The sequence below is a fragment of the Pseudomonas sp. ICMP 460 genome (assembly GCF_002723595.1).
GTDB classification, from domain to species: Bacteria; Pseudomonadota; Gammaproteobacteria; order Pseudomonadales; family Pseudomonadaceae; genus Aquipseudomonas; species Aquipseudomonas kitaguniensis.
In genome coordinates, this window is sequence record NZ_LKBR01000008.1 from 1 (window position 1) to 19,983 (window position 19,983).

The window sequence follows — 19,983 nt, forward strand, 5'->3', positions numbered from 1 at the left end:
TGTGGGAGGGGGCTTGCTCCCGATAGCAGTTTTACAGTTGATACATGAGTTGACTGACACACCGCAATCGGGAGCAAGCCCCCTCCCACAGTTTGAATGCATTCTGCTTGGGAGATTGGGTCGGCTTGGATGATCGTTCCCACGCTCTGCGTGGTAATGCCGCTAAGGACGCTCTGCGTCCCGCCTTTTCAGCCATGGAATCTCCCACATTTGACTGCATTCAGCGTGGGAGATTGGGTCGGCTTTCAGGCCGCCTGCTTGTGATCTTGATCTAAGGCGCTCCGTAATGTCGGAGTGAGGGCACACCGAGCCACAGCGAGGTGCCGAGTGGTGGGGCAAGAGCGTTTTGGTTACTTTTAACTGGGCCGGCTTCCGGATCTATCAAAAGTGACCCGCTGTAAGAGCGGAACCGATACAAGCCATAACCTCAATAACGGATATGCACCCAAGACCAACGCTACGACAGCACGAGCCTCGCTCCCACATTCATGACCTGGCTCTGCCCAGAATCAGGCCGCTTCGATCTTCGCGCGATTCTGCTCGACCTTGGACAGGTAACGCTCCACGTTATCCTGCTCTTGCGGCGTGGTGAACAGACCCAGCTTGGTACGGCGCCACAGCACATCCTGAGGTTGCGTCACCCATTCTTCCGCACACAGGTAATCGACTTCGCGGGTGTACAAACCGCCACCCAGGTGGTCGCCCAAGTCGGCCAGCGATTGCACGCCTTCCAGCAAGCGCCAGGTGCGGCTGCCGTAAGTAGTCGACCAGCGCCGCGCAATTTCGCTCGGCAGCCAGTCAAACTTGGCGCGAATCGCATCGGCCAAGGCTTCCGGCGTGGTCATGTCTTCGCCGCCCGGCAGGCTGGCCGAGGCCGTCCAGCTTGGGCGCATCTGCGTGAAGTACGGTGCCAACTGCGCCATCGCCGACTCGGCGAGTTTGCGGTAGGTGGTCAGCTTGCCGCCGAACACCGACAGGATCGGCGCCTCGCCCGTGCCGCCAGACAGCGACAGCGTGTAGTCGCGGGTGATGGCCGATGGGTTGTCCGATTCGTCGTTGCACAGCGGGCGCACGCCGGAGTAGGTGTGCACGATGTCGTCACGACTCACTTGTTTCTTGAAGTGAGCATTGACCACTTTGAGCATGTAGTCGGTTTCACCGTCGGTAATTTCCACCTTCGCCGGGTCGCCGCTGTATTCACGGTCGGTGGTGCCGATGATGGTCAGGTGGTTCAGGTACGGAATAGTGAAGACGATGCGCTGGTCTTCGTTCTGCAGAATGTGCGCATGCGCACCTTCGTAGAGTTTTGGCACGATCAGGTGGCTGCCCTGGATCAAGCGGATGCCGTACTGCGACTCCAGCTTCAGGTCTTCCTTGATGAACTTGGCGACCCACGGGCCGGCCGCGTTTACCAGTGCCCGGGCGCGGATCGAAAACTCGCTGCCATCGGCGCGTTGCATGTTCATTTCCCACAGGCCGTTGCTGCGGTGAGCGTTGACGCAACGGGTCTGGGTATGGATATGCGCGCCTTTTTCACGTGCGGCCATGGCGTTGAGTACTACCAGGCGGGCGTCGTCGACCCAGCAGTCGGAGTATTCAAAACCTTTGGTGATTTCGCTTTTGAGCGGGCTGTCAGGGCCGAACTTGAGGCTTTTGGAACCGGCGAGTGTTTCGCGCTTGCCCAAGTGGTCGTACAGGAACAGGCCAGCGCGGATCATCCACGCAGGGCGCAGGTGCGGGCGATGCGGCAACACGAAGCGCATCTGCTTGACGATGTGCGGGGCCTTGGCCAGCAACACTTCGCGCTCGGCCAACGCTTCGCGCACCAGGCGGAATTCGTAATGTTCCAGATAGCGCAGGCCGCCGTGGATCAGTTTGCTGCTGGCGGAGGACGTATGGCTGGCCAGGTCGTCCTTTTCGCAAAGGAAAACCGACAACCCGCGACCGGCTGCGTCTGCTGCGATGCCGACGCCGTTGATACCGCCGCCGATTACGGCAACGTCATAGACTTCGGCAAGCGGTGGGACAGGCAAGGTGGAAGGGTTCATCGGCAGTCCTCGCGATCTTATCGTCTTGGAATTCGAACATTAATGTTCATTTGCGAAAATGGTAGCTGATAAATGCGCGCACAGCCACCCAACTTCGATTGAAAAAACTGATCGAAGGGCGGGGAAAGGAAGAATTGTGAACATGAGCCTGGGGGCGGCTCTATAAAGTGGGTGCTGGATAGATTGCCATCGGGAGCAAGCCCCCTCCCACAGTTGCCCCCATTCTCATGTTGGAGCCAGGCCAACTGTGGCAATGCAGGCAACTGTGGGAGGGGGCTTGCTCCCGATGGCGCTGGTGCAGACGCTAAACCACCTCCAGCCGAACCTTATGCTGATTCAACACCTGCACCAGCGCCGGCACCGGCTGTTGATCCGTCACCAAACAGTCCACAAGGCTGATCGGCCCCAAGCGAATCATGGCATTGCGCCCGAATTTGCTCGAATCCGCCGCCAGAATGACTTGGCGCGCATTGGCGATAATCGCCTGGGACACCCGCACTTCCTGATAATCGAAGTCCAGCAGGCTGCCGTCCTCGTCAATCCCGCTGATACCCACCAGCGCAAAGTCGACCTTGAACTGGTTGATAAAGTCGACGCTCGCCTGGCCCACCACACCGCCGTCACGGCGCACGTTACCGCCGGTCAACAGCACATCGAAGTCGTCTTTGGCACTGAGCATGGTGGCGACGTTGAGGTTGTTGGTGATGATTTTCAGGTGATTGTGATTGAGCAGCGCACGCGCGATGGATTCGGTGGTGGTGCCGATATTGATGAACAGCGAGGCGTGGTCGGGGATTTGCGCGGCGATGGCTTCGGCAATGCGTTGTTTCTCATCACGCATCTGGTCGGCACGCATGGCGTACGCGGTGTTCTCGACGCTGGAATCATAGGCGGCGCCGCCATGGTAGCGGCGCAGCAGATTGGCGTCCGCCAACTGGTTGATATCGCGGCGGATGGTTTGCGGGGTGACAACGAACAGCTGCGCCATTTCTTCGATACTGACGTAGCCGCGTTCGCGGACCAGTTCGAGGATTTGTTGCTGGCGGGGAGGCAGATTCATGAGACGTCCTTTGGGCTGCCATACAAAAGTGGCCCATGATGACGCAGGAATCTGCTCCCTGCCAGTTACAACCCTATGCGGGTCTGTAGGTTGGCTTATTCAGCGCCTTCATGCGGTTCCCAGTCGCGGGTGCGGCTGACCGCTTTTTGCCAGCCGGCGTAGAGTTTCTCTTTCGCGGCTTCATCGAGCTGTGGCTCGAATTCGCGTTCGATCACGGCCTTGCCGCGCAACTCGTCGAGGCTGCTCCAGAAACCACAGGCCAGGCCTGCCAGGTAGGCGGCGCCGAGTGCGGTGGTCTCACGCATTTGCGGGCGCTCGACGTGGGTGCCGAGGATGTCGGCCTGGAACTGCATCAGGAAGTTGTTGGCCACCGCGCCGCCGTCCACGCGCAGGGCTTTCAGGCGTTCGCCCGAGTCCTGTTGCATCGCGTCCAGCACGTCACGGGTCTGGTAGGCAATCGACTCCAGCGCTGCACGAATAATGTGATCCACGCGCACGCCACGCGTCAGGCCGAACAGCGCGCCACGTGCGTACGGGTCCCAGTACGGAGCGCCCAAACCGGTAAACGCAGGCACCAGGTACACGCCGTTGCTGTCCTTGACCTTGCCGGCGAAGTATTCGGTGTCGGTAGCGTCGGCGATGATTTTCAGCTCGTCACGCAGCCACTGCACGGTGGAACCACCGTTGAACACCGCGCCTTCCAGGGCGTACGCCACTTCGCCGCGCGGGCCGCAGGCGATGGTGGTGAGCATGCCGTGTTGTGATTTAACCGCTTTGTCGCCGGTGTTCATCAGCAGGAAGCAGCCGGTGCCGTAGGTGTTCTTGGCCTGGCCGGGTTCTACACACATCTGGCCGAACAGCGCGGCCTGTTGGTCGCCGGCGATGCCGCCAATGGCGATGCCGCTTTTGGTGCGGCCGTAAATTTCCGAAGAGGACTTCACTTCCGGCAGCATTTCGCGCGGCACGTCCAGAATCTCCAGCATCTTCGCATCCCACTCCAGCGTGTGGATGTTGAAGAGCATGGTGCGCGAGGCGTTAGTGTAGTCGGTGACGTGGGTTTTGCCGCCGGTAAATTTCCAGATCAGCCAGCTGTCGATGGTGCCGAACAGCAGCTCGCCGTTGCGCGCACGCTCGCGGCTGCCTTCGACGTTATCGAGGATCCACTTGAGCTTGGTGCCGGAGAAGTACGGGTCGGTGACCAGGCCAGTGGTGTCGTTGATGTATTGCTCGTGGCCGTCGCGCTTGAGTTGCTGGCAGATCTCGGTGCTGCGGCGGCACTGCCAGACGATCGCGTTGTAGATCGGGCGGCCGGTGATTTTGTCCCAGACCACGGTGGTTTCACGCTGGTTGGTGATACCGATGGCGGCGACCTGGTCGTGGTGCAGGCCGGCTTGTGCCAGGGCCTCGACCATCACCGCGCTCTGGGTGGCGAAAATTTCCATCGGGTCATGTTCAACCCAGCCGGCTTGCGGGTAATGCTGGGTGAATTCGCGCTGGGCGGTGCAGACCACGTTGGCGTCACGGTCAAAGATGATCGCCCGCGAACTGGTCGTGCCCTGATCAAGCGCAATGATGTAGTTCTTATTCTGGATATCGGTCATGTCGATTGCCTTGGACTGAAATAAGGAAGTGAGTGATCAGCCTGGGCCGCGTAAGGGCAGCAAGGACCAGGCTGACGCTATCAGGAGATACGTGTTTTGCCGTTGACAGCCGTGTCAGTTGTTTCAGCTACAGCAGGTGCGGCGCTTGGCAGATGGCGGGCAATCAGCCCGCGATAGGCCGCAGCACCGAGGCAGGCGCCGACAATCGGCGCGAAAATCGGAATCAGGAAGTAAGGAATGTCGCGGCCACCGGTAAAGGCCATTTCACCCCAGCCGGCGAAAAAGGTCATCAGCTTTGGCCCGAAATCCCGCGCCGGGTTCATCGCAAAGCCGGTCAACGGGCCCATGGCGCTGCCGATGACGGCAATCAGCAGGCCGATCAGCAGCGGCGCCAACGGGCCGCGTGGCAGGCCATTGTTATCGTCGGTAAGGGCCATGATCACGCCCATCAGGATCGCGGTGATGACCATTTCGACCAGGAAGGCCTGGGCGGTGCTCAGCAGTGCATGCGGGTAGGTGGAGAACACCGACGCCAATTCCAGGCTGGCCTGTGTGCCGCGAACCAGATGGTGAGTTTGTTCGTAATCGAAAAACAGGTTGCTGTAGAGCGTGTACACCAGGGCGGCGGAGCAGAAGGCGCCGGCGACTTGGGCGAGGATATAGAAGGGCAGTTTGCGCTTTTCAAAATCGGCAAAAATGCACAGGGCGATACTCACCGCCGGGTTGAGGTGAGCCCCGGAAATACCGGCGCTCAGGTAGATCGCCATGCTTACGCCGATCCCCCAGATGATGCTGATCTCCCACAAACCAAAGCTGGCGCCCGCGACCTTGAGCGCGGCGACACAACCTGTACCGAAGAAGATCAGAAGCGCTGTACCCAGGAATTCGGCCATGCATTGGCTCGAAAGTGAAGGCTGTTGAAGAGCAGTTGTCATGGCAAACCTCAATTGTTGTTCTTGTTTAGCGAACCGCCTCATTGGGCTGTTGCGCGATTTTCACCGTGGCCAGGATCCCCATCCTGACTGCAGCTTACTCTTAACGCACCGAAGTATTATTCCTACAGCATTCGGAAACGAAAAAATATAGACAAGAAAGGCGGCTGTCAAAGGTCGAAAGTGAACCGCCGGTCATTTTTCATCTATTGGTTTGGTGAATGATCACGCTTTACGTCACGCGGGTATGTTATGCAAGCGCCGCACTAGAGCGTTTTGCATGGGCTTGGCCTAGAATTGGCCGTCTGATTGCCACGCCCGGAGTAGCCATGACCCCCGCACTGGACTTGTTGAAAAAAGTTCGCGCCGAACATCACATCCACAGTTACGAACATGATCCCAAGGCGGCGTCCTATGGCCTGGAGGCCGCGGAAAAATTGGGGCTCGACCCGGCGCAGGTATTCAAGACCTTGCTGGCCAGCAGTGAGAAAGGCGAATTGTTGGTCGCGGTGGTGCCAGTCGTCGGAAGTCTGGATTTAAAAGCCCTGGCCGTTGCTGCCGGGGTAAAAAAAGTCGAAATGGCCGACCCGGCTGCGGCGCAACGCTCCACCGGTTACTTGTTGGGCGGCATCAGCCCGTTGGGGCAAAAGAAGCGTTTGCGTACGTTCATCGATGAGACGGCGCAGCCGTTCGCGACGATTTTTGTAAGTGCCGGCAGAAGGGGGCTGGAAGTGGAGCTCTCGGCGGCAGTGCTGGCTGAACACACCCAGGCCAAATTCGCGCCGATCGGCCGGGCCTGAATGTTTTTTTGGGGATGGTTCCTGTGTGCGCGAGGGCTTAAGTGGGAGGTGGCTAGCCCCTCCCACAGTGTGCTCCGGTTAGTCAGGCAGCCGTGCTGCCCGCCGCTTTGAACAGCACCAAATGCTCAGCGGCAACCCGAATACCCACCTGCGCACCGACCAGATGATCCGCATGGCTGGGGAAAATCGACTCCAGCTGTGCGCCCGTCGGCAGTTGCAAACGGTACAAGGTTGACGCACCCAAAAACGTCTTGCCGACGATGCGCGCCTTCAACGCGCTGTCCGGCGCGTAGATGATGTCATCCGGGCGCAGCAACACGTCCACCGCGCCGCCCACAGGCCAGGCATAGGTGCGATTGCCGCGCAGCTCACCGAGTTCGGTGCTGACCGATTCCGGCGAACTCAACAGCCCACGGATAAAGTAGCCCTGGCCGATAAAGCTCGCCACGTAAGGCGTCTGCGGTTGGTGATAAAGGTTATAGGGCGTGTCCCACTGCTCAAGGCGGCCCTCCTTGAACACCCCGACCTGATCACTCACGGCGAACGCTTCTTCCTGATCATGCGTGACCAGAATCGCGCTGGTGCCGCGTGCCTTGAGGATGTCGCGCACTTCATGGCTGAGCTTGCGGCGCAGTTCGCCGTCGAGGTTGGAGAACGGTTCATCCAGCAGCAACAGTTGCGGCTCCGGCGCCAGCGCACGGGCGAGGGCGACACGTTGTTGCTGGCCGCCGGAAAGCGCGTGGGGAAAGCGCGTGCCGAGGTCTTTAAGGTTCACCAGCTCCAGCAGCTCCGCCACCACGCGGTCTTTTTGCGGGTGCTTGCGAATGCCGAAGGCGATGTTGTCGGCCACGCTCAGGTGTGGAAACAGCGCGTAATCCTGAAACACCATGCCGACCTTGCGTTTCTCCGGTGCGAGGGTAAAACCGGCACTTGAGATCACTTCGCCCGCCAGGCTGATTTCACCTGCGTGCACCGGTTCAAACCCGGCAATCGCGCGCAAGGTCGTGGTTTTGCCGCAGCCCGAAGAGCCCAGCAGGCAACCGATGTCGCCAGCGTTGAGGTGCAGATTGAGGTTCTGCACCACGCGTTGATCTTGATAGCCGCATGCCAGGTTACGCAGGTTCAGCAGTAACGGCTGGCTCATGCGTGGTGGTACGACGGCGGCACGAGAAATTCAAGCAGCGCCTTTTGCGCGTGCAGGCGGTTTTCAGCCTGGTCCCACGCCACCGAGCGCTCATCGTCGAGCAGGTCCAGGCTGATTTCTTCGCCACGGTGCGCGGGCAGGCAGTGCATAAACAGCACGTCCGGCGCGGCCAGGTCGAGCAGGGCGCGGGTCACCTGGTACGGGGCGAACAGGGCCAGGCGCTTGGCGGTTTCTTCTTCCTGGCCCATGGAGGTCCAGACGTCGGTGCTGACCAAATGCGCGCCTACAACGGCGTCTTTCGGATCGCGCAGCAGTTGCACGCGGCCGTCGGCTTTGGCCAGGAATTCGGCGCTCGGTTCAAAGCCTTCAGGGCAGGCGATGCGCAAGTGGAAGTCGAACTGGATCGCCGCTTCTATATAGCTGTTGCACATATTGTTGCCGTCGCCGATCCAGGCCACGGTCTTGCCCTGGATCGAGCCACGGTGTTCGAGGAAGGTTTGCATGTCGGCCAGCAACTGGCACGGGTGCAGGTCATCGGACAGGCCGTTGATCACCGGTACGCGGGAGTTGGCGGAAAATTCGGTCACCGTGCTGTGCGCGAAGGTACGGATCATCACCGCATCGAGCATGCGCGACATCACCCGTGCGCTGTCGGCAATCGGCTCGCCACGGCCCAGTTGCGTGTCGCGCGACGACAGAAAGATGGCTTGGCCGCCGAGCTGGATCATGCCCGCTTCAAACGACACGCGGGTGCGCGTCGACGACTTCTCGAAAATCATCCCGAGTACACGGTTTTTCAAAGGCTCGAACAGTACGCCGCGGTTACGCAGGTCTTTAAGCTCAATGCCTCGACGGATCACGCTGACCAGCTCTTCGGGCGTGCAATCCATCAGGGAGAGAAAGTGCCTTGCGCTCATCATTAACTACCTTTTTGCAACAGACCGCAGATACTCAAAGCCTTGTTTATTGTGACAACGGGCGAGACCTGCGGCGAGAGCCGCACGGGGCGACGAAATAGGGGAAGGCGCGATCTTATAATTAAATGTCGCGTCTTACCAATAGGGCTACGGTTTTTAAGGGTGTTCAAGAGGGGCGCGAAAGCGCTTTTGAAGACGATTACCAGACAGCAGCGGCCCATTTGTACACTGGCGCCGAGACCTTTTGCAATCTATGCAGGCGGGTTTGGGCCAGGCTGTGCCGGTTTCAGAGGCCATTCGTGGGGTTTTTGAAACATTTGCACACGCTTGCCCATGCTTGCGCCTGATGCCCATCGATTCACAGGGCTAACGTTGCTGGTGCGCGTTGCGGTCGCGGCCCATAGTTCAGCCCAAGCCCTGATAAAGACACCGGCCATGACCAAGACTCTGCACCACCGCGCCTGCCATCTGTGTGAAGCCATCTGCGGCTTGACCCTGGAAACCACCCAAGCCGACGATGGCCACCTTGCGATCACGTCAATCAAGGGCGATGCGCTCGACCCTTTCAGCCGTGGGCATATCTGCCCCAAAGCCGTGGCGTTGCAGGACATTCAGAACGACCCCGACCGGCTGCGCCAACCGATGTTGCGCGTGGGCAGCGAGTGGCAGCCGATCCCCTGGCACGAGGCGTTCGCGCGGGTGGCCGAACGGCTGGCGGGCATCCAGGCACAGCATGGGCAGAATGCGGTGGCGGTTTATCAGGGCAACCCCAGCGTGCACAACTACGGGCTGATGACCCACAGCAATTATTTTTTGGGGCAGTTGAAGACGCGTAACCGCTTTTCGGCGACCTCGGTGGACCAATTGCCCCATCACCTCACCAGCCACTTGATGTACGGCCATGGTTTGTTGCTGCCGATACCGGACATCGATCACACCGACTTTATGCTGATACTCGGCGGTAACCCGCTGGCGTCCAACGGCAGCATCATGACCGTGCCGGATGTGGAGAAGCGCCTCAAGGCTATTCAGGCGCGCGGCGGCAAAGTGGTGGTGGTTGACCCACGGCGTAGCGAGACGGCGGCGATGGCCGATCAACACGTGTTCGTGCGCCCTGGCGGTGATGCGGCGCTGCTGTTCGGCGTGCTCAACACGCTGTTCAGCGAAAACCTGACCCGCGCCAGCCACTTGCCGGTTGACGGCCTGGACGACGTGCGCCGAGCGATTGCCGGTTTCACTGCCGACGCCATGAGCCGCCAATGTGCGGTGCCGGCCGAGCAGATCCGCCAGTTGGCGCGCGATTTTGCGGCGGCGGATAAAGCCGTCTGCTACGGGCGCATGGGCGTGTCGACGCAGGCGTTCGGCACGCTGTGCCATTGGTTGGTGCAACTGATCAACCTGGTCAGCGGCAACCTCGATCGGGTCGGTGGCGCCCTGTGCACCACGCCCGCCGTGGACTTGGTGGCATCCACCGGCGGCGGGCATTTCAATCGCTGGCAAAGCCGTGTGTCAGCGCGCCCGGAGTACGGCGGTGAGTTGCCTGTGTCGGCGTTGGCCGAAGAAATGCTCACCGAAGGCGAAGGGCAAATCCGCGCCTTGGTCACCGTGGCCGGCAACCCGGTGCTGTCGACGCCTAACGGCCGCCAATTGGAACAGGCCCTGGAAGGCTTGGAATTCATGGTCAGCATTGACCTTTATATCAACGAGACCACGCGTTACGCCGACCTGATTTTGCCGTCGACTTCAGCGCTGGAAAACGATCACTACGACACCACGTTCAATATGTTTGCGGTGCGCAACGTCACGCGTTTCAACCGTGCGATTCTGCCCAAGCCCGAAGGCGCGTTGCATGATTGGGAGATCTTCGTCGGCTTGGCCACCGCCTTTGCCGCGCAGACCGGCGTGGCGCTTAAACCGACCATGGCGCCTGCGCAGATGATCGACCTCGGCTTGCGCGCCGGGGTTTACGGCGACGCCTCCAGCCATAAGCTGTCGGTGGCGATGCTGGCGGATCATCCGCATGGCGTGGATTTGGGGCCGCTCAAACCGAACCTGGCCAACCGTTTGAAAACCCTCAACGGCCGTGTACAGGCGGCGCCCGCAGTGATTCTGGCGGACCTTGCGCGGTTCGCGGCGCAGCCGCTGGCCAAGGTCGGCGAGCTGTTGTTGATCGGCCGTCGCCATGTACGCAGCAATAATTCCTGGATGCATAACTATCACCGCCTGGTGAAGGGCAAGCCTCGGCACCAGTTGCACATGCACCCGGATGACTTGGCCAGCCGTGCACTCAGCGATGGCCAGCGGGTTCGCGTCAGCTCGCGCATTGGCATGATTGAAGTGGAGGTGGTCGCCAGCCTGGACATGATGCCCGGTGTGGTCAGCCTGCCGCATGGTTGGGGCCACGGGCGCCCGGGTGTGCGCATGAGCATCGCCAGTGGGCAGCCGGGCGCGAGTGCCAATGACCTGACCGATGAGCGCCAGTTGGATGAGTTGTCGGGCAATGCGGCACTCAACGGCGTGCCGGTGCAGGTGGCGGCTGCGTAAGGCGCCCGACCACCGGGCTGGAATTTTGCGCTACAATGCGCCACCGTGCCGACCTGTGAGTCGCAAAGTTCCAGCCGAGGTGTTCCATGGATATCATCGAAACGATCAAAGAGCAGATTGCCAGCAACACTATTCTGCTTTACATGAAGGGCGCGCCAAACGCTCCTCAGTGCGGTTTCTCCGCCAAAGCGTCGCAGGCGATCATGCAGTGTGGCGAGAAATTCGCTTACGTAGACATCCTGCAAAACCCGGAAATTCGCGCCAACCTGCCGAAGTACGCCAACTGGCCTACGTTCCCACAACTGTGGGTAGCCGGTGAACTGGTCGGCGGCAGTGACATCATCACTGAAATGGCTGCGGACGGTTCGTTGCAGGCATTGGTCAAAGACGCAGCGGCCAAAGCGGCAGCCAAGACTGAAGCTTGATGCTGTTGTAATAAGCCCTGCAATAAAAAGCCCCGCGTCTCGTCAGAGCGCGGGGCTTTTTTGTGCCTTACCTGTAGCCGCGTGGGTTATTCACCCATCTGCGATTGCAGGTAGTTCTCCAGGCTGACTTTGACGATCAGGCCCAGTTGGGTTTCCAGCCAGTCGATATGCTCTTCCTGGTCTTCTAGGATCTCTTCCAGCAGTTCACGGCTACCGAAGTCGCTGTGTGTTTCACAGTGAGCAATGGCGGCCTTGAGGTCGCTGTGGCTTTTCTGTTCGAAACGCAGGTCGCTGCTGATCATTTCCTGAGTGTGTTCGCCGATATTCAGCTTGCCCAGGTCTTGCACGTTCGGCAGGCCTTCCAGAAACAGGATGCGCTTGATCAGCGCGTCCGCGTCCTTCATTGCCTTGATGGATTCTTTGTATTCACGCTTGCCGAGCTTTTCCAGGCCCCAATCGTCGTACATGCGCGCATGCAGAAAGTACTGATTGATCGCGACCAGTTCATTGGCAAGGATTTTGTTGAGTTGCTGGATGACTGAGATGTCGCCTTTCATGACTGGGGTCCTGCCCTGTAATAACGGTGTATAAGGCGGAGTTTGAGCGGCGGCATCCCTAGTGTCAAACCTAAGTTATTGAATAATAAATGAAAATTAATCGGAATAAGAATGTTTGTGTTCCGCGTCTTGGCGCTAACTAATTGAATTTCGGGCATAAAAAAACCGGACACGCGGTCCGGTTCTTAAAAACACGCCAATTAAGCGTGTGTAAATTCTGCTGAATAGGGTATCGCGGCCTGGGCTGTTTGCAGCTGCGTCAGGGTTTCCCGTACGACTTGCTTGGCAAGGCATGCACATTTACCGCATTGGCTGGCAACGCCGGTGGTTTCACGCACTTCCTTGTAGCTGCAGCAACCTTCAAGGATTGCTTCGCGGATTTGTCCGTCGGTGACGCCAGTGCAGAGGCAGACATACATAAGGGAGAACCGTCGCGGTGTTAAGGCTTAAGTGCGATGGATCTTAATGTTAACGAGAATGATTGTCAAAATAGTTTCGCGGCTCTTTGCACCGCCGCTGCCCTCGCGCTGACGAACGGTTTTTTTAAGGTATGATGCTCGGCTTTCACGAAGCGTGACTGCGTCACAGGGCTGTCGCTTAAACGCGGCAGACTCAGGGCCGGTCCTTTTACTTCAATCGTCACCTTTACCATCAGGAGATACCCAATGAGCGTACTCGTCGGCAAACAAGCCCCGGATTTCGACGTACCTGCCGTGCTCGGCAATGGCGAAATCGTTGACAGCTTCAAACTGTCTGAAGCGATCAAAGGCAAATATGGCCTGGTATTCTTCTACCCGCTGGACTTCACCTTCGTCTGCCCTTCGGAGCTGATCGCTCTGGACCACCGCATGGACGATTTCAAGGCGCGCAACGTTGAAGTGGTCGCGGTTTCCATCGACTCCCATTTCACCCATAACGCCTGGCGCAACACTGCCATCAACGATGGCGGCATCGGCAAAGTCAAATACACCATGGCTGCCGACATGAAGCACGACATCGCCAAGGCCTACGACGTTGAGTCCGAAGGCGGCGTGGCGTTCCGTGGCGCGTTCCTGATCGACGACAAGGGCGTTGTGCGCTCGCAGATCATCAACGACCTGCCGCTGGGCCGAAACATGGAAGAGCTGATCCGTCTGGTCGACGCGCTGCAATTCCACGAAGAGCACGGCGAAGTGTGCCCTGCCAACTGGAAAAAGGGCGACAAGGGCATGACCGCTTCCACCGAAGGTGTGGCGGCTTACCTGACCGAGAACGCCGGCAAGCTGTAAGCCACGTTCGAGGCAAAAAAAACCGGCCTGAGAAGGCCGGTTTTTTTATGCGCGGGCAAACCTTCAGTCAGTCGCCGAAGTCTTCCCAGCCGCCCATCTGTTTCCAGCGGTTGACGATGCCGCAGAACAGATCGGCAGTCTTCTCGGTGTCATAGCGAGCCGAGTGGGCCTCGCGTCCGTCAAAGTCGATGCCGGCCGCCTGGCAGGCTTTCGCCAGCACGGTTTGGCCGTACGCCAGGCCTGCGAGGGTGGCGGTGTCGAAGCTGGAGAACGGGTGAAACGGGTTGCGCTTCATGTCCAGTCGCGTCACCGCCGCGTTCAGGAAGCCCAAGTCGAAGCTGCTGTTGTGACCGACCAGGATCGCGCGTTTGCAGCCATTGGCTTTCAACGCCTTGCGCACGCCACGGAAAATATCGGTCAGCGCCGCTTCTTCACTCACCGCCATGCGCAGTGGGTGATCAAGCTTGATGCCGGTGAACTCCAGGGCGGCGGCTTCGATGTTCGCGCCTTCAAACGGCTCTACGCGGAAGAAGTGCGTGTGTTCCGGGAACACGAAGCCCTGTTCGTCCATGCCGATAGTGGTAGCGGCGATTTCCAGCAAGGCGTCGGTGGCGCAGTTGAAGCCGCCGGTTTCTACGTCGATGACAACCGGCAGATAGCCGCGAAACCGCTCGGCCATCGGGTGGCGGGAGCCGCCACCGCTGTGCTCGTGTTCGTCGTCGTAATGGTCTTCACTCACTTGCTTTCCTCCAGCAGGCGCCAGCGCAGTGTTTCACCGGCGCGCAGCGGGATAACGGTCAGCTCGCCAAACGGCAGGCTGGCAGGGGCGGTCCAGTCTTCACGGACCAGGGTAATGTGCTCGGTATTGGCTGGCAGGCCATAGAAACGCGGGCCGTTGAGGCTGGCGAAACCTTCGAGCTTGTCCAGCGCATTGCGCGTCTCGAACGCCTCGGCGTACAGCTCGATTGCGGCATACGCGGTGTAGCAACCGGCACAGCCACAGGCGTTTTCTTTGGCGTGCTGGGCGTGGGGCGCCGAGTCGGTGCCGAGGAAAAACTTCGGGTTACCGCTGGTGGCGGCATCCAGCAAGGCCACCTGGTGGGTGTTGCGCTTGAGGATCGGCAGGCAATAGAAGTGCGGCCGAATCCCGCCCACCAGCATGTGGTTGCGGTTGTAGAGCAGGTGATGCGCGGTGATGGTCGCACCGACGTTGGCCGAAGCCTCGGTGACAAACTGCACGGCATCGGCCGTGGTGATGTGCTCGAACACCACCTTGAGGGTCGGGAAAAGCTCGACCACACGGCGCATGTGTTCGTCGATGAAGACCTTCTCGCGGTCAAACACGTCCACATCGCCACGCGTGACTTCACCGTGGATCAGCAGCGGCATGCCGACTTCAGCCATGGCTTCGATCGCCGGCAAAATCTTGTCGATGCTGGTAACGCCGGAGTCGGAGTTGGTGGTCGCGCCCGCCGGGTACAGCTTGGCGGCGTACACAAAACCGCTGGCCTTTGCCTCACGAATTTCTTCGGGCTGGGTGCGGTCGGTGAGGTAAAGCACCATCAACGGTTCGAAGCGGCTGCCGGCCGGTCGGGCAGCGAGGATACGCTGGCGATAGGCGTCGGCTTGCTCGGCATTACGCACCGGCGGTACCAGGTTAGGCATGATGATGGCGCGGCCAAACGTGCGCGCTACATCGGCCACGGTATGGGGTAACGCAGCACCATCGCGAAGATGAATATGCCAGTCATCGGGACGCAGCAGGGTCAGGCGGTCGGACATTGGGGATTCCAGGCGGGTCAATCTGGTGGGAATGCTACCGGAAAAGACTCTTGCAGGCACTCGCTATCAAGTTTTGCGGGAGGTGACCGATACCCCTGAGTATGCCTTAACGACGTATGACGCTTTGAAGTGTTGTAGAAACCAGTGGAGCCGCCCGTGCGCCAGCATTATCTAGCCCTGCTCAGTGTGTTCGCCAGCCTGCCTGCGATGGCCCTCACGTTCCAGACACGTCTGGAGAATATTGAGTGGAAGGTGGAGGGCGACGTGTTCGAGTGCCGTTTGACCCAGCCGATCGCCGATTTTGGTTCGGGTGAGTTCGTGCGCCGCGCTGGCGAGCAGGCGACATTTCGCCTGAAAGCCTATAACGGCGCGCTGGGCGCGGGTTCGGCCACCTTGTTGGCCGCCGCTGCGCCGTGGCAGCCAGGCCGCGGTGACATCAACCTCGGCGCGGTGCGTGCGGGCAGTGGCGACGTCTTGTTCAACAGCTCCCAGGCTCAGGCGGGGCGGCTGTTTACCGGGTTGCTGGAAGGCCGTAGCCCGACCGTGCGCCACTATGGGCGTGAGGGCGGTTACTCGGAAATTCGTCTGCTGCCGGTCAAGTTCAGCAAGGCCTACAACGACTATCAAGTGTGCACCGCCAAGCTGTTGCCGATGAATTACGATCAGGTCAAACAGGCCGAAGTGGGTTTCCCCGGCGGTGGTATTGAGCTGGACGCGGCGGCCAAGAAGAAGCTCGACGTGATTGTCACGTACATGAAGGCCGACCCTACGGTTAACCATATCGAGCTCAATGGCCATTCCGACAACAGCGGCAATCGGCTGACCAACCGCGACGTCTCGCGCCGTCGCGCGCTGGCCGTGATGGACTATTTCAAGGCCAACGGCATTCCTGAATCGCAGATCACGCTGCGCTTTCATGGCGAAAGCTACCCATTGGCGCCCAACACCAACGCCGCCAACCGGGCGCGTAACCGCCGCGTGAATGTTCAGCTTGAACGGGTGGCAGCCCCCGAAAAACCGGCGCCCCAAGCCACGGCGCCGACTAACCCTGCGCACATATCCTAGGGTGCGACTTTCGGTCGCGCTCTCGACATAATCTGTCGCTTTATCTTCATTTGCTGTCGCGCCCCTGTAAATCCATGGTTTTGGTCGGTAGAATCGTCGCCTTTCCGTACAACCCCGTGGAGTGATGGCATGGCCGACGTAAACAAGGTCGTTCTCGCGTATTCCGGCGGCCTGGACACTTCGGTGATCCTCAAGTGGCTGCAGGATACTTATAACTGTGAAGTGGTGACCTTCACCGCTGACCTGGGTCAGGGCGAAGAGGTCGAACCTGCACGTGCCAAGGCGCAAGCCATGGGCGTGAAAGAGATCTACATTGACGACCTGCGCGAAGAATTCGTCCGCGATTTCGTCTTCCCGATGTTTCGCGCCAACACCGTCTACGAAGGCGAGTACCTGCTGGGTACCTCCATCGCACGTCCGCTGATCGCCAAGCGCCTGATCGAAATCGCCAACGAAACCGGCGCCGACGCCATTTCCCATGGTGCTACCGGCAAGGGCAACGACCAGGTGCGTTTCGAATTGGGCGCCTACGCGCTCAAGCCTGGCGTGAAGGTGATTGCGCCTTGGCGTGAATGGGACCTGCTGTCGCGTGAAAAGCTGATGGATTACGCTGAAAAGCACGCCATCCCGATCGAGCGTCACGGCAAGAAGAAGTCCCCGTATTCGATGGACGCCAACTTGCTGCACATCTCCTATGAAGGCGGCGTGCTGGAAGACACCTGGACCGAGCACGAAGAAGACATGTGGAAATGGACCGTCTCCCCGGAGAACGCTCCAGACAAGCCTCAGTACCTGGAACTGACCTACCGCAACGGCGACATCGTCGCGCTGGACGGCGTCGAAATGACCCCGGCCACCGTGCTGGCGACCCTGAACCGTATCGGTGGCGAACACGGTATCGGCCGTCTCGACATCGTTGAGAACCGTTACGTGGGCATGAAGTCCCGTGGCTGCTACGAAACCCCGGGCGGCACCATCATGCTGCGCGCCCACCGCGCCATCGAGTCGATCACCCTGGACCGCGAAGTGGCGCACCTCAAAGACGAGTTGATGCCCAAATACGCCAGCCTGATCTACACCGGCTACTGGTGGAGCCCTGAGCGTCTGATGCTGCAACAGATGATCGACGCTTCCCAGGCCCACGTGAACGGCGTTGTGCGCCTGAAGCTGTACAAGGGCAATGTGATCGTCACCGGTCGCAAGTCTGATGAGTCGCTGTTCGACGCCAATATCGCCACTTTTGAAGAAGATGGCGGCGCTTACAACCAGGCGGACGCAGCAGGCTTCATCAAGTTGAACGCACTGCGTATGCGCATTGCGGCCAACAAGGGTCGCAAGTTGTTCTGAGTCATACCCGCGTTGTAAAAATGGCCCCTTGCCCAAGGGGCCATTTTTTTTGCCTGTCTATCAAGGCGCCAGGCAGTTGAATGAACTGCAATGTTTAAAAGTGCTGTGTAAATGTTTATCGCTTGTCCGATATAAACATAAGCGGGCTGATTTTTCTTGATGGTTGTTTTTTTACGCCTGAATGAATTTTTAACACCTGCCTAGGAACTATGTCTTACAGAAGATTCACTATATGAGGGCGAAAATTATGTAAGACGCGGAAAGTTCTGTAGGAATTAGGGAGATTAGAAAATATGTTGAATGGAACTAATAGCATCGGAATTTTTTCACCTCTTCATTCGCCCGGTGGTGACAAGCAATGGACATTTTCTGAAAGACAGGGGCGGCGCGCGGACGTTACGGGGCTTGCGCGGCGTATATTTCATTCAAAATATGTATGGCTTCGGAAAGTTCTGAAAGTCCCCCTAAAGCTGGATGTATCCAACTGGGTGTTTTTTTGTAGGTCAATTCCTAAAGCATTGTGGGTTGGGTCTCTGCTTGCTGTTGCTTGGGGGTGAGCACTATGCCAACTAGGAAACGACTAGGCTATTGTGCTTGCTCTAAATAATTCGAACAGCGAAATTGGACTTTCTCATGAATAAAGTGCTGATCGTGGATGATCATCCCGTCATTCGTCTTGCTGTACGCATGCTAATGGAACGTCATGGTTATGAAGTCGTTGCCGAGACTGATAACGGCGTCGATGCGTTACAACTGGCGCGCGAGCATGTGCCTGACATTGTCATACTGGATATCGGGATCCCCAAACTCGATGGGCTGGAAGTGATTTGTCGCCTGGCGTCTACCAAGCAGGCTGCGCCCTTTAAGGTGCTGGTGCTGACGTCGCAGGCGCCCGGCCATTTTTCCATGCGTTGCATGCAGGCGGGGGCGGCCGGCTACGTGTGCAAGCAGCAGGACCTGACCGAGTTATTGAGCGCCATCAAGGCAGTACTCTCCGGCTACAGCTATTTCCCCAACCAGGCGCTCAATTCGGTGCGCTCCACCATGGGCAACGCCAGTGAAGCGGATATGGTCGAACGCTTGTCGGGTCGAGAAATGATGGTGCTGCAGCAATTGGCGCGTGGCAGAACCAACAAGGAGATCGCCGACGGCATGTTCCTGAGCAACAAGACTGTCAGTACCTACAAGACACGCCTGCTGCTCAAGCTGAATGCGCGTTCCCTCGTCGACCTGATCGAGCTGGCGCAACGCAACGGCCTTGTATAGCGGAGGCGATTGCCACTGAGGCCAAGCGTAACCGGCAGAAAAAAGCCTCCGTCAGGGAGGCTTCCGGTCGCCAGCGGGTCGATTAGAGATCGAAGTCGTAATCGGCCAGTTGTTTTTGCAAGCGGCGCTCTTCCAGGAGGTTGTCGATCGTGCGACGTTTGCTCAGATTGGTCTTGGCCACCTCAGCAACAGGTGCTTCCCCATCGTCTTCCGACTCTGCAACGAGGTCGTCTTCCAGATCCAGTTGTTCTTTGCCAGTGCTCATAAGGTTAACTCCAGGCTAAGAATGCCGTTGGCGCCCCTTATAACGATAATCCATGGCGGGGTAAAAAAGATTTTTTCAATCGACTGATCGGGAAAAGCAATGAAGCCTCAATCGTCTGAGGTCTTGTCCTTGTATTCGCACAGGTCTTCGATACGGCAGCTCCCACAGCGCGGTTTGCGGGCCTGGCAAACGTAGCGCCCGTGCAAGATCAGCCAGTGGTGGGAATCAAGCAGATACGCCTTGGGCACGAACTTCATCAGTTGTTTTTCCACCTCAACCACGTTCTTGCCGCGCGCGATGCCGGTGCGGTTGCTGACGCGAAAAATATGCGTGTCGACCGCCATGGTCAGTTGCCGGAACGCGGTATTGAGCACCACGTTCGCGGTTTTGCGGCCCACGCCGGGGAGGGCTTCGAGGGCTTCGCGGGTCTGTGGCACTTCGCTGCCATGCAGCTCTACGAGCAGGCGGCAGGTTTCGATAACATTTTTGGCCTTGCTGTTGTACAGCCCGATGGTCTTGATGTATTCGGACAACCCGTCTACGCCCAAGGCATGAATCGCCTCCGGTGTATTGGCTACCGGGTACAGTTTTGCGGTGGCCTTGTTCACGCCAACGTCCGTGGATTGCGCCGACAGAATCACCGCAATCAGCAACTCGAACGGCGAGGAATAGGCCAGTTCGGTTTTAGGTTCCGGATTGTCTTCGTGAAGCCTGCGGAAGATTTCCAGGCGTTTTGCGGCGTTCATCGGGCAGGTAGTTCCTTGCAGACAGTCAACGTGATTGTGAAAAGTGTGCACAGGCAGGGGAGCCTGCCAGCAATAACCCGGCAGGATAAACCATCACCACGCTACCCGGCAGCCTGCATTGCCTGGTGCGGCTCATGCACTGAGGTGAGCGTCGACCTGACGCTGCGCGTCTTCCAGCGTGCGTTGTGCGGCCTGCAGTTCATCCGCGCTGACGCC

Annotated in this window: 19 protein-coding genes; 7 read left to right on the top strand and 12 right to left on the bottom strand. The window is 58.8% G+C overall.

What is annotated here, in order from left to right; genetic code table 11:
* Positions 1-509 precede the first annotated feature (509 nt).
* From glpD to AO240_RS07685, 4 genes are all read right to left on the bottom strand, one after another.
* A complete protein-coding gene (gene glpD / locus AO240_RS07670) occupies positions 510-2,048 on the bottom strand; it encodes a glycerol-3-phosphate dehydrogenase (RefSeq protein WP_099235933.1) in 1,539 nt (512 codons plus the stop codon).
* Between the two features lie 304 nt (positions 2,049-2,352).
* Positions 2,353-3,108, bottom strand: a complete 756-nt coding sequence (locus AO240_RS07675; protein WP_099235935.1) for a DeoR/GlpR family transcriptional regulator — start codon at positions 3,106-3,108, stop codon at positions 2,353-2,355.
* 95 nt (positions 3,109-3,203) lie between these two features.
* A complete protein-coding gene (gene glpK / locus AO240_RS07680; RefSeq protein ID WP_058412707.1) occupies positions 3,204-4,709 on the bottom strand; it encodes a glycerol kinase GlpK in 1,506 nt (501 codons plus the stop codon).
* 80 nt (positions 4,710-4,789) lie between these two features.
* Positions 4,790-5,644 carry an MIP/aquaporin family protein gene (locus AO240_RS07685; protein WP_099235946.1) on the bottom strand — a complete coding sequence of 285 codons (855 nt, stop codon included), beginning with the start codon at positions 5,642-5,644 and terminating at the stop codon, positions 4,790-4,792.
* A 326-nt stretch (positions 5,645-5,970) separates the two neighbouring features.
* On the opposite strand from AO240_RS07685, the gene ybaK reads away from it, so the two are divergent.
* On the top strand, positions 5,971-6,441 hold the full coding sequence (gene ybaK / locus AO240_RS07690) for a Cys-tRNA(Pro) deacylase (RefSeq protein ID WP_099235948.1): 471 nt from the start codon (positions 5,971-5,973) through the stop codon (positions 6,439-6,441).
* Positions 6,442-6,523: 82 nt separating this feature from the next.
* Here ybaK and AO240_RS07695 read toward each other — a convergent pair whose 3' ends face one another.
* Entirely contained in the window at positions 6,524-7,585 is a 1,062-nt protein-coding gene (locus AO240_RS07695; RefSeq protein WP_099235950.1) for an ABC transporter ATP-binding protein, read from the bottom strand.
* Positions 7,582-8,502: an ornithine carbamoyltransferase gene (gene argF / locus AO240_RS07700; RefSeq protein WP_058412703.1), complete on the bottom strand. Its 921-nt coding sequence runs from the start codon at positions 8,500-8,502 to the stop codon at positions 7,582-7,584. The genes AO240_RS07695 and argF overlap by 4 nt, the downstream gene beginning before the upstream one ends.
* Before the next feature lie 435 nt (positions 8,503-8,937).
* Between argF and AO240_RS07710 the strand changes: the two genes are divergently transcribed.
* Together AO240_RS07710 and grxD are read left to right on the top strand one after the other, a co-directional pair.
* The gene (locus tag AO240_RS07710; protein ID WP_099235952.1) at positions 8,938-11,046 is read left to right on the top strand and encodes a molybdopterin oxidoreductase family protein; all 2,109 of its coding nucleotides are present in this window, start codon (positions 8,938-8,940) and stop codon (positions 11,044-11,046) included.
* An 86-nt stretch (positions 11,047-11,132) separates the two neighbouring features.
* Entirely contained in the window at positions 11,133-11,471 is a 339-nt protein-coding gene (grxD, locus tag AO240_RS07715) for a Grx4 family monothiol glutaredoxin (RefSeq protein ID WP_058412701.1), read from the top strand.
* An 86-nt stretch (positions 11,472-11,557) separates the two neighbouring features.
* Here grxD and bfr read toward each other — a convergent pair whose 3' ends face one another.
* The gene (gene bfr, locus AO240_RS07720; RefSeq protein ID WP_058412700.1) at positions 11,558-12,028 is read right to left on the bottom strand and encodes a bacterioferritin; all 471 of its coding nucleotides are present in this window, start codon (positions 12,026-12,028) and stop codon (positions 11,558-11,560) included.
* Positions 12,029-12,228: 200 nt separating this feature from the next.
* The gene (locus AO240_RS07725) at positions 12,229-12,447 is read right to left on the bottom strand and encodes a bacterioferritin-associated ferredoxin (RefSeq protein WP_099235954.1); all 219 of its coding nucleotides are present in this window, start codon (positions 12,445-12,447) and stop codon (positions 12,229-12,231) included.
* Positions 12,448-12,693: 246 nt separating this feature from the next.
* On the opposite strand from AO240_RS07725, the gene AO240_RS07730 reads away from it, so the two are divergent.
* The gene (locus AO240_RS07730; protein ID WP_057724790.1) at positions 12,694-13,296 is read left to right on the top strand and encodes a peroxiredoxin; all 603 of its coding nucleotides are present in this window, start codon (positions 12,694-12,696) and stop codon (positions 13,294-13,296) included.
* 67 nt (positions 13,297-13,363) lie between these two features.
* Here AO240_RS07730 and rnt read toward each other — a convergent pair whose 3' ends face one another.
* Together rnt and pyrC are read right to left on the bottom strand one after the other, a co-directional pair.
* Positions 13,364-14,035: a ribonuclease T gene (gene rnt / locus AO240_RS07735; protein WP_058412699.1), complete on the bottom strand. Its 672-nt coding sequence runs from the start codon at positions 14,033-14,035 to the stop codon at positions 13,364-13,366.
* Positions 14,032-15,078: a dihydroorotase gene (gene pyrC, locus AO240_RS07740; RefSeq protein ID WP_099235955.1), complete on the bottom strand. Its 1,047-nt coding sequence runs from the start codon at positions 15,076-15,078 to the stop codon at positions 14,032-14,034. The genes rnt and pyrC overlap by 4 nt, the downstream gene beginning before the upstream one ends.
* 156 nt (positions 15,079-15,234) lie before the next feature.
* Here pyrC and AO240_RS07745 point away from each other — a divergent pair, with 156 nt between their 5' ends.
* The 3 genes from AO240_RS07745 to AO240_RS07755 all read left to right on the top strand — a co-directional run bounded on the left by AO240_RS07745 (position 15,235) and on the right by AO240_RS07755 (position 18,756).
* Entirely contained in the window at positions 15,235-16,143 is a 909-nt protein-coding gene (locus AO240_RS07745) for an OmpA family protein (RefSeq protein WP_099235957.1), read from the top strand.
* 129 nt (positions 16,144-16,272) lie between these two features.
* Positions 16,273-17,490 (top strand): argininosuccinate synthase, encoded by a 1,218-nt coding sequence (locus tag AO240_RS07750; RefSeq protein ID WP_017738284.1) that lies wholly within the window; start codon positions 16,273-16,275, stop codon positions 17,488-17,490.
* Between the two features lie 633 nt (positions 17,491-18,123).
* The gene (locus AO240_RS07755; RefSeq protein WP_058412696.1) at positions 18,124-18,756 is read left to right on the top strand and encodes a response regulator transcription factor; all 633 of its coding nucleotides are present in this window, start codon (positions 18,124-18,126) and stop codon (positions 18,754-18,756) included.
* Positions 18,757-18,838: 82 nt separating this feature from the next.
* Here the strand turns inward: AO240_RS07755 and AO240_RS07760 are convergent, their stop codons facing one another.
* Positions 18,839-19,021: a PA3496 family putative envelope integrity protein gene (locus AO240_RS07760; RefSeq protein ID WP_058412695.1), complete on the bottom strand. Its 183-nt coding sequence runs from the start codon at positions 19,019-19,021 to the stop codon at positions 18,839-18,841.
* A 107-nt stretch (positions 19,022-19,128) separates the two neighbouring features.
* Positions 19,129-19,767 carry an endonuclease III gene (gene nth, locus AO240_RS07765; protein WP_099235959.1) on the bottom strand — a complete coding sequence of 213 codons (639 nt, stop codon included), beginning with the start codon at positions 19,765-19,767 and terminating at the stop codon, positions 19,129-19,131.
* Positions 19,768-19,983: the final 216 nt, after the last annotated feature.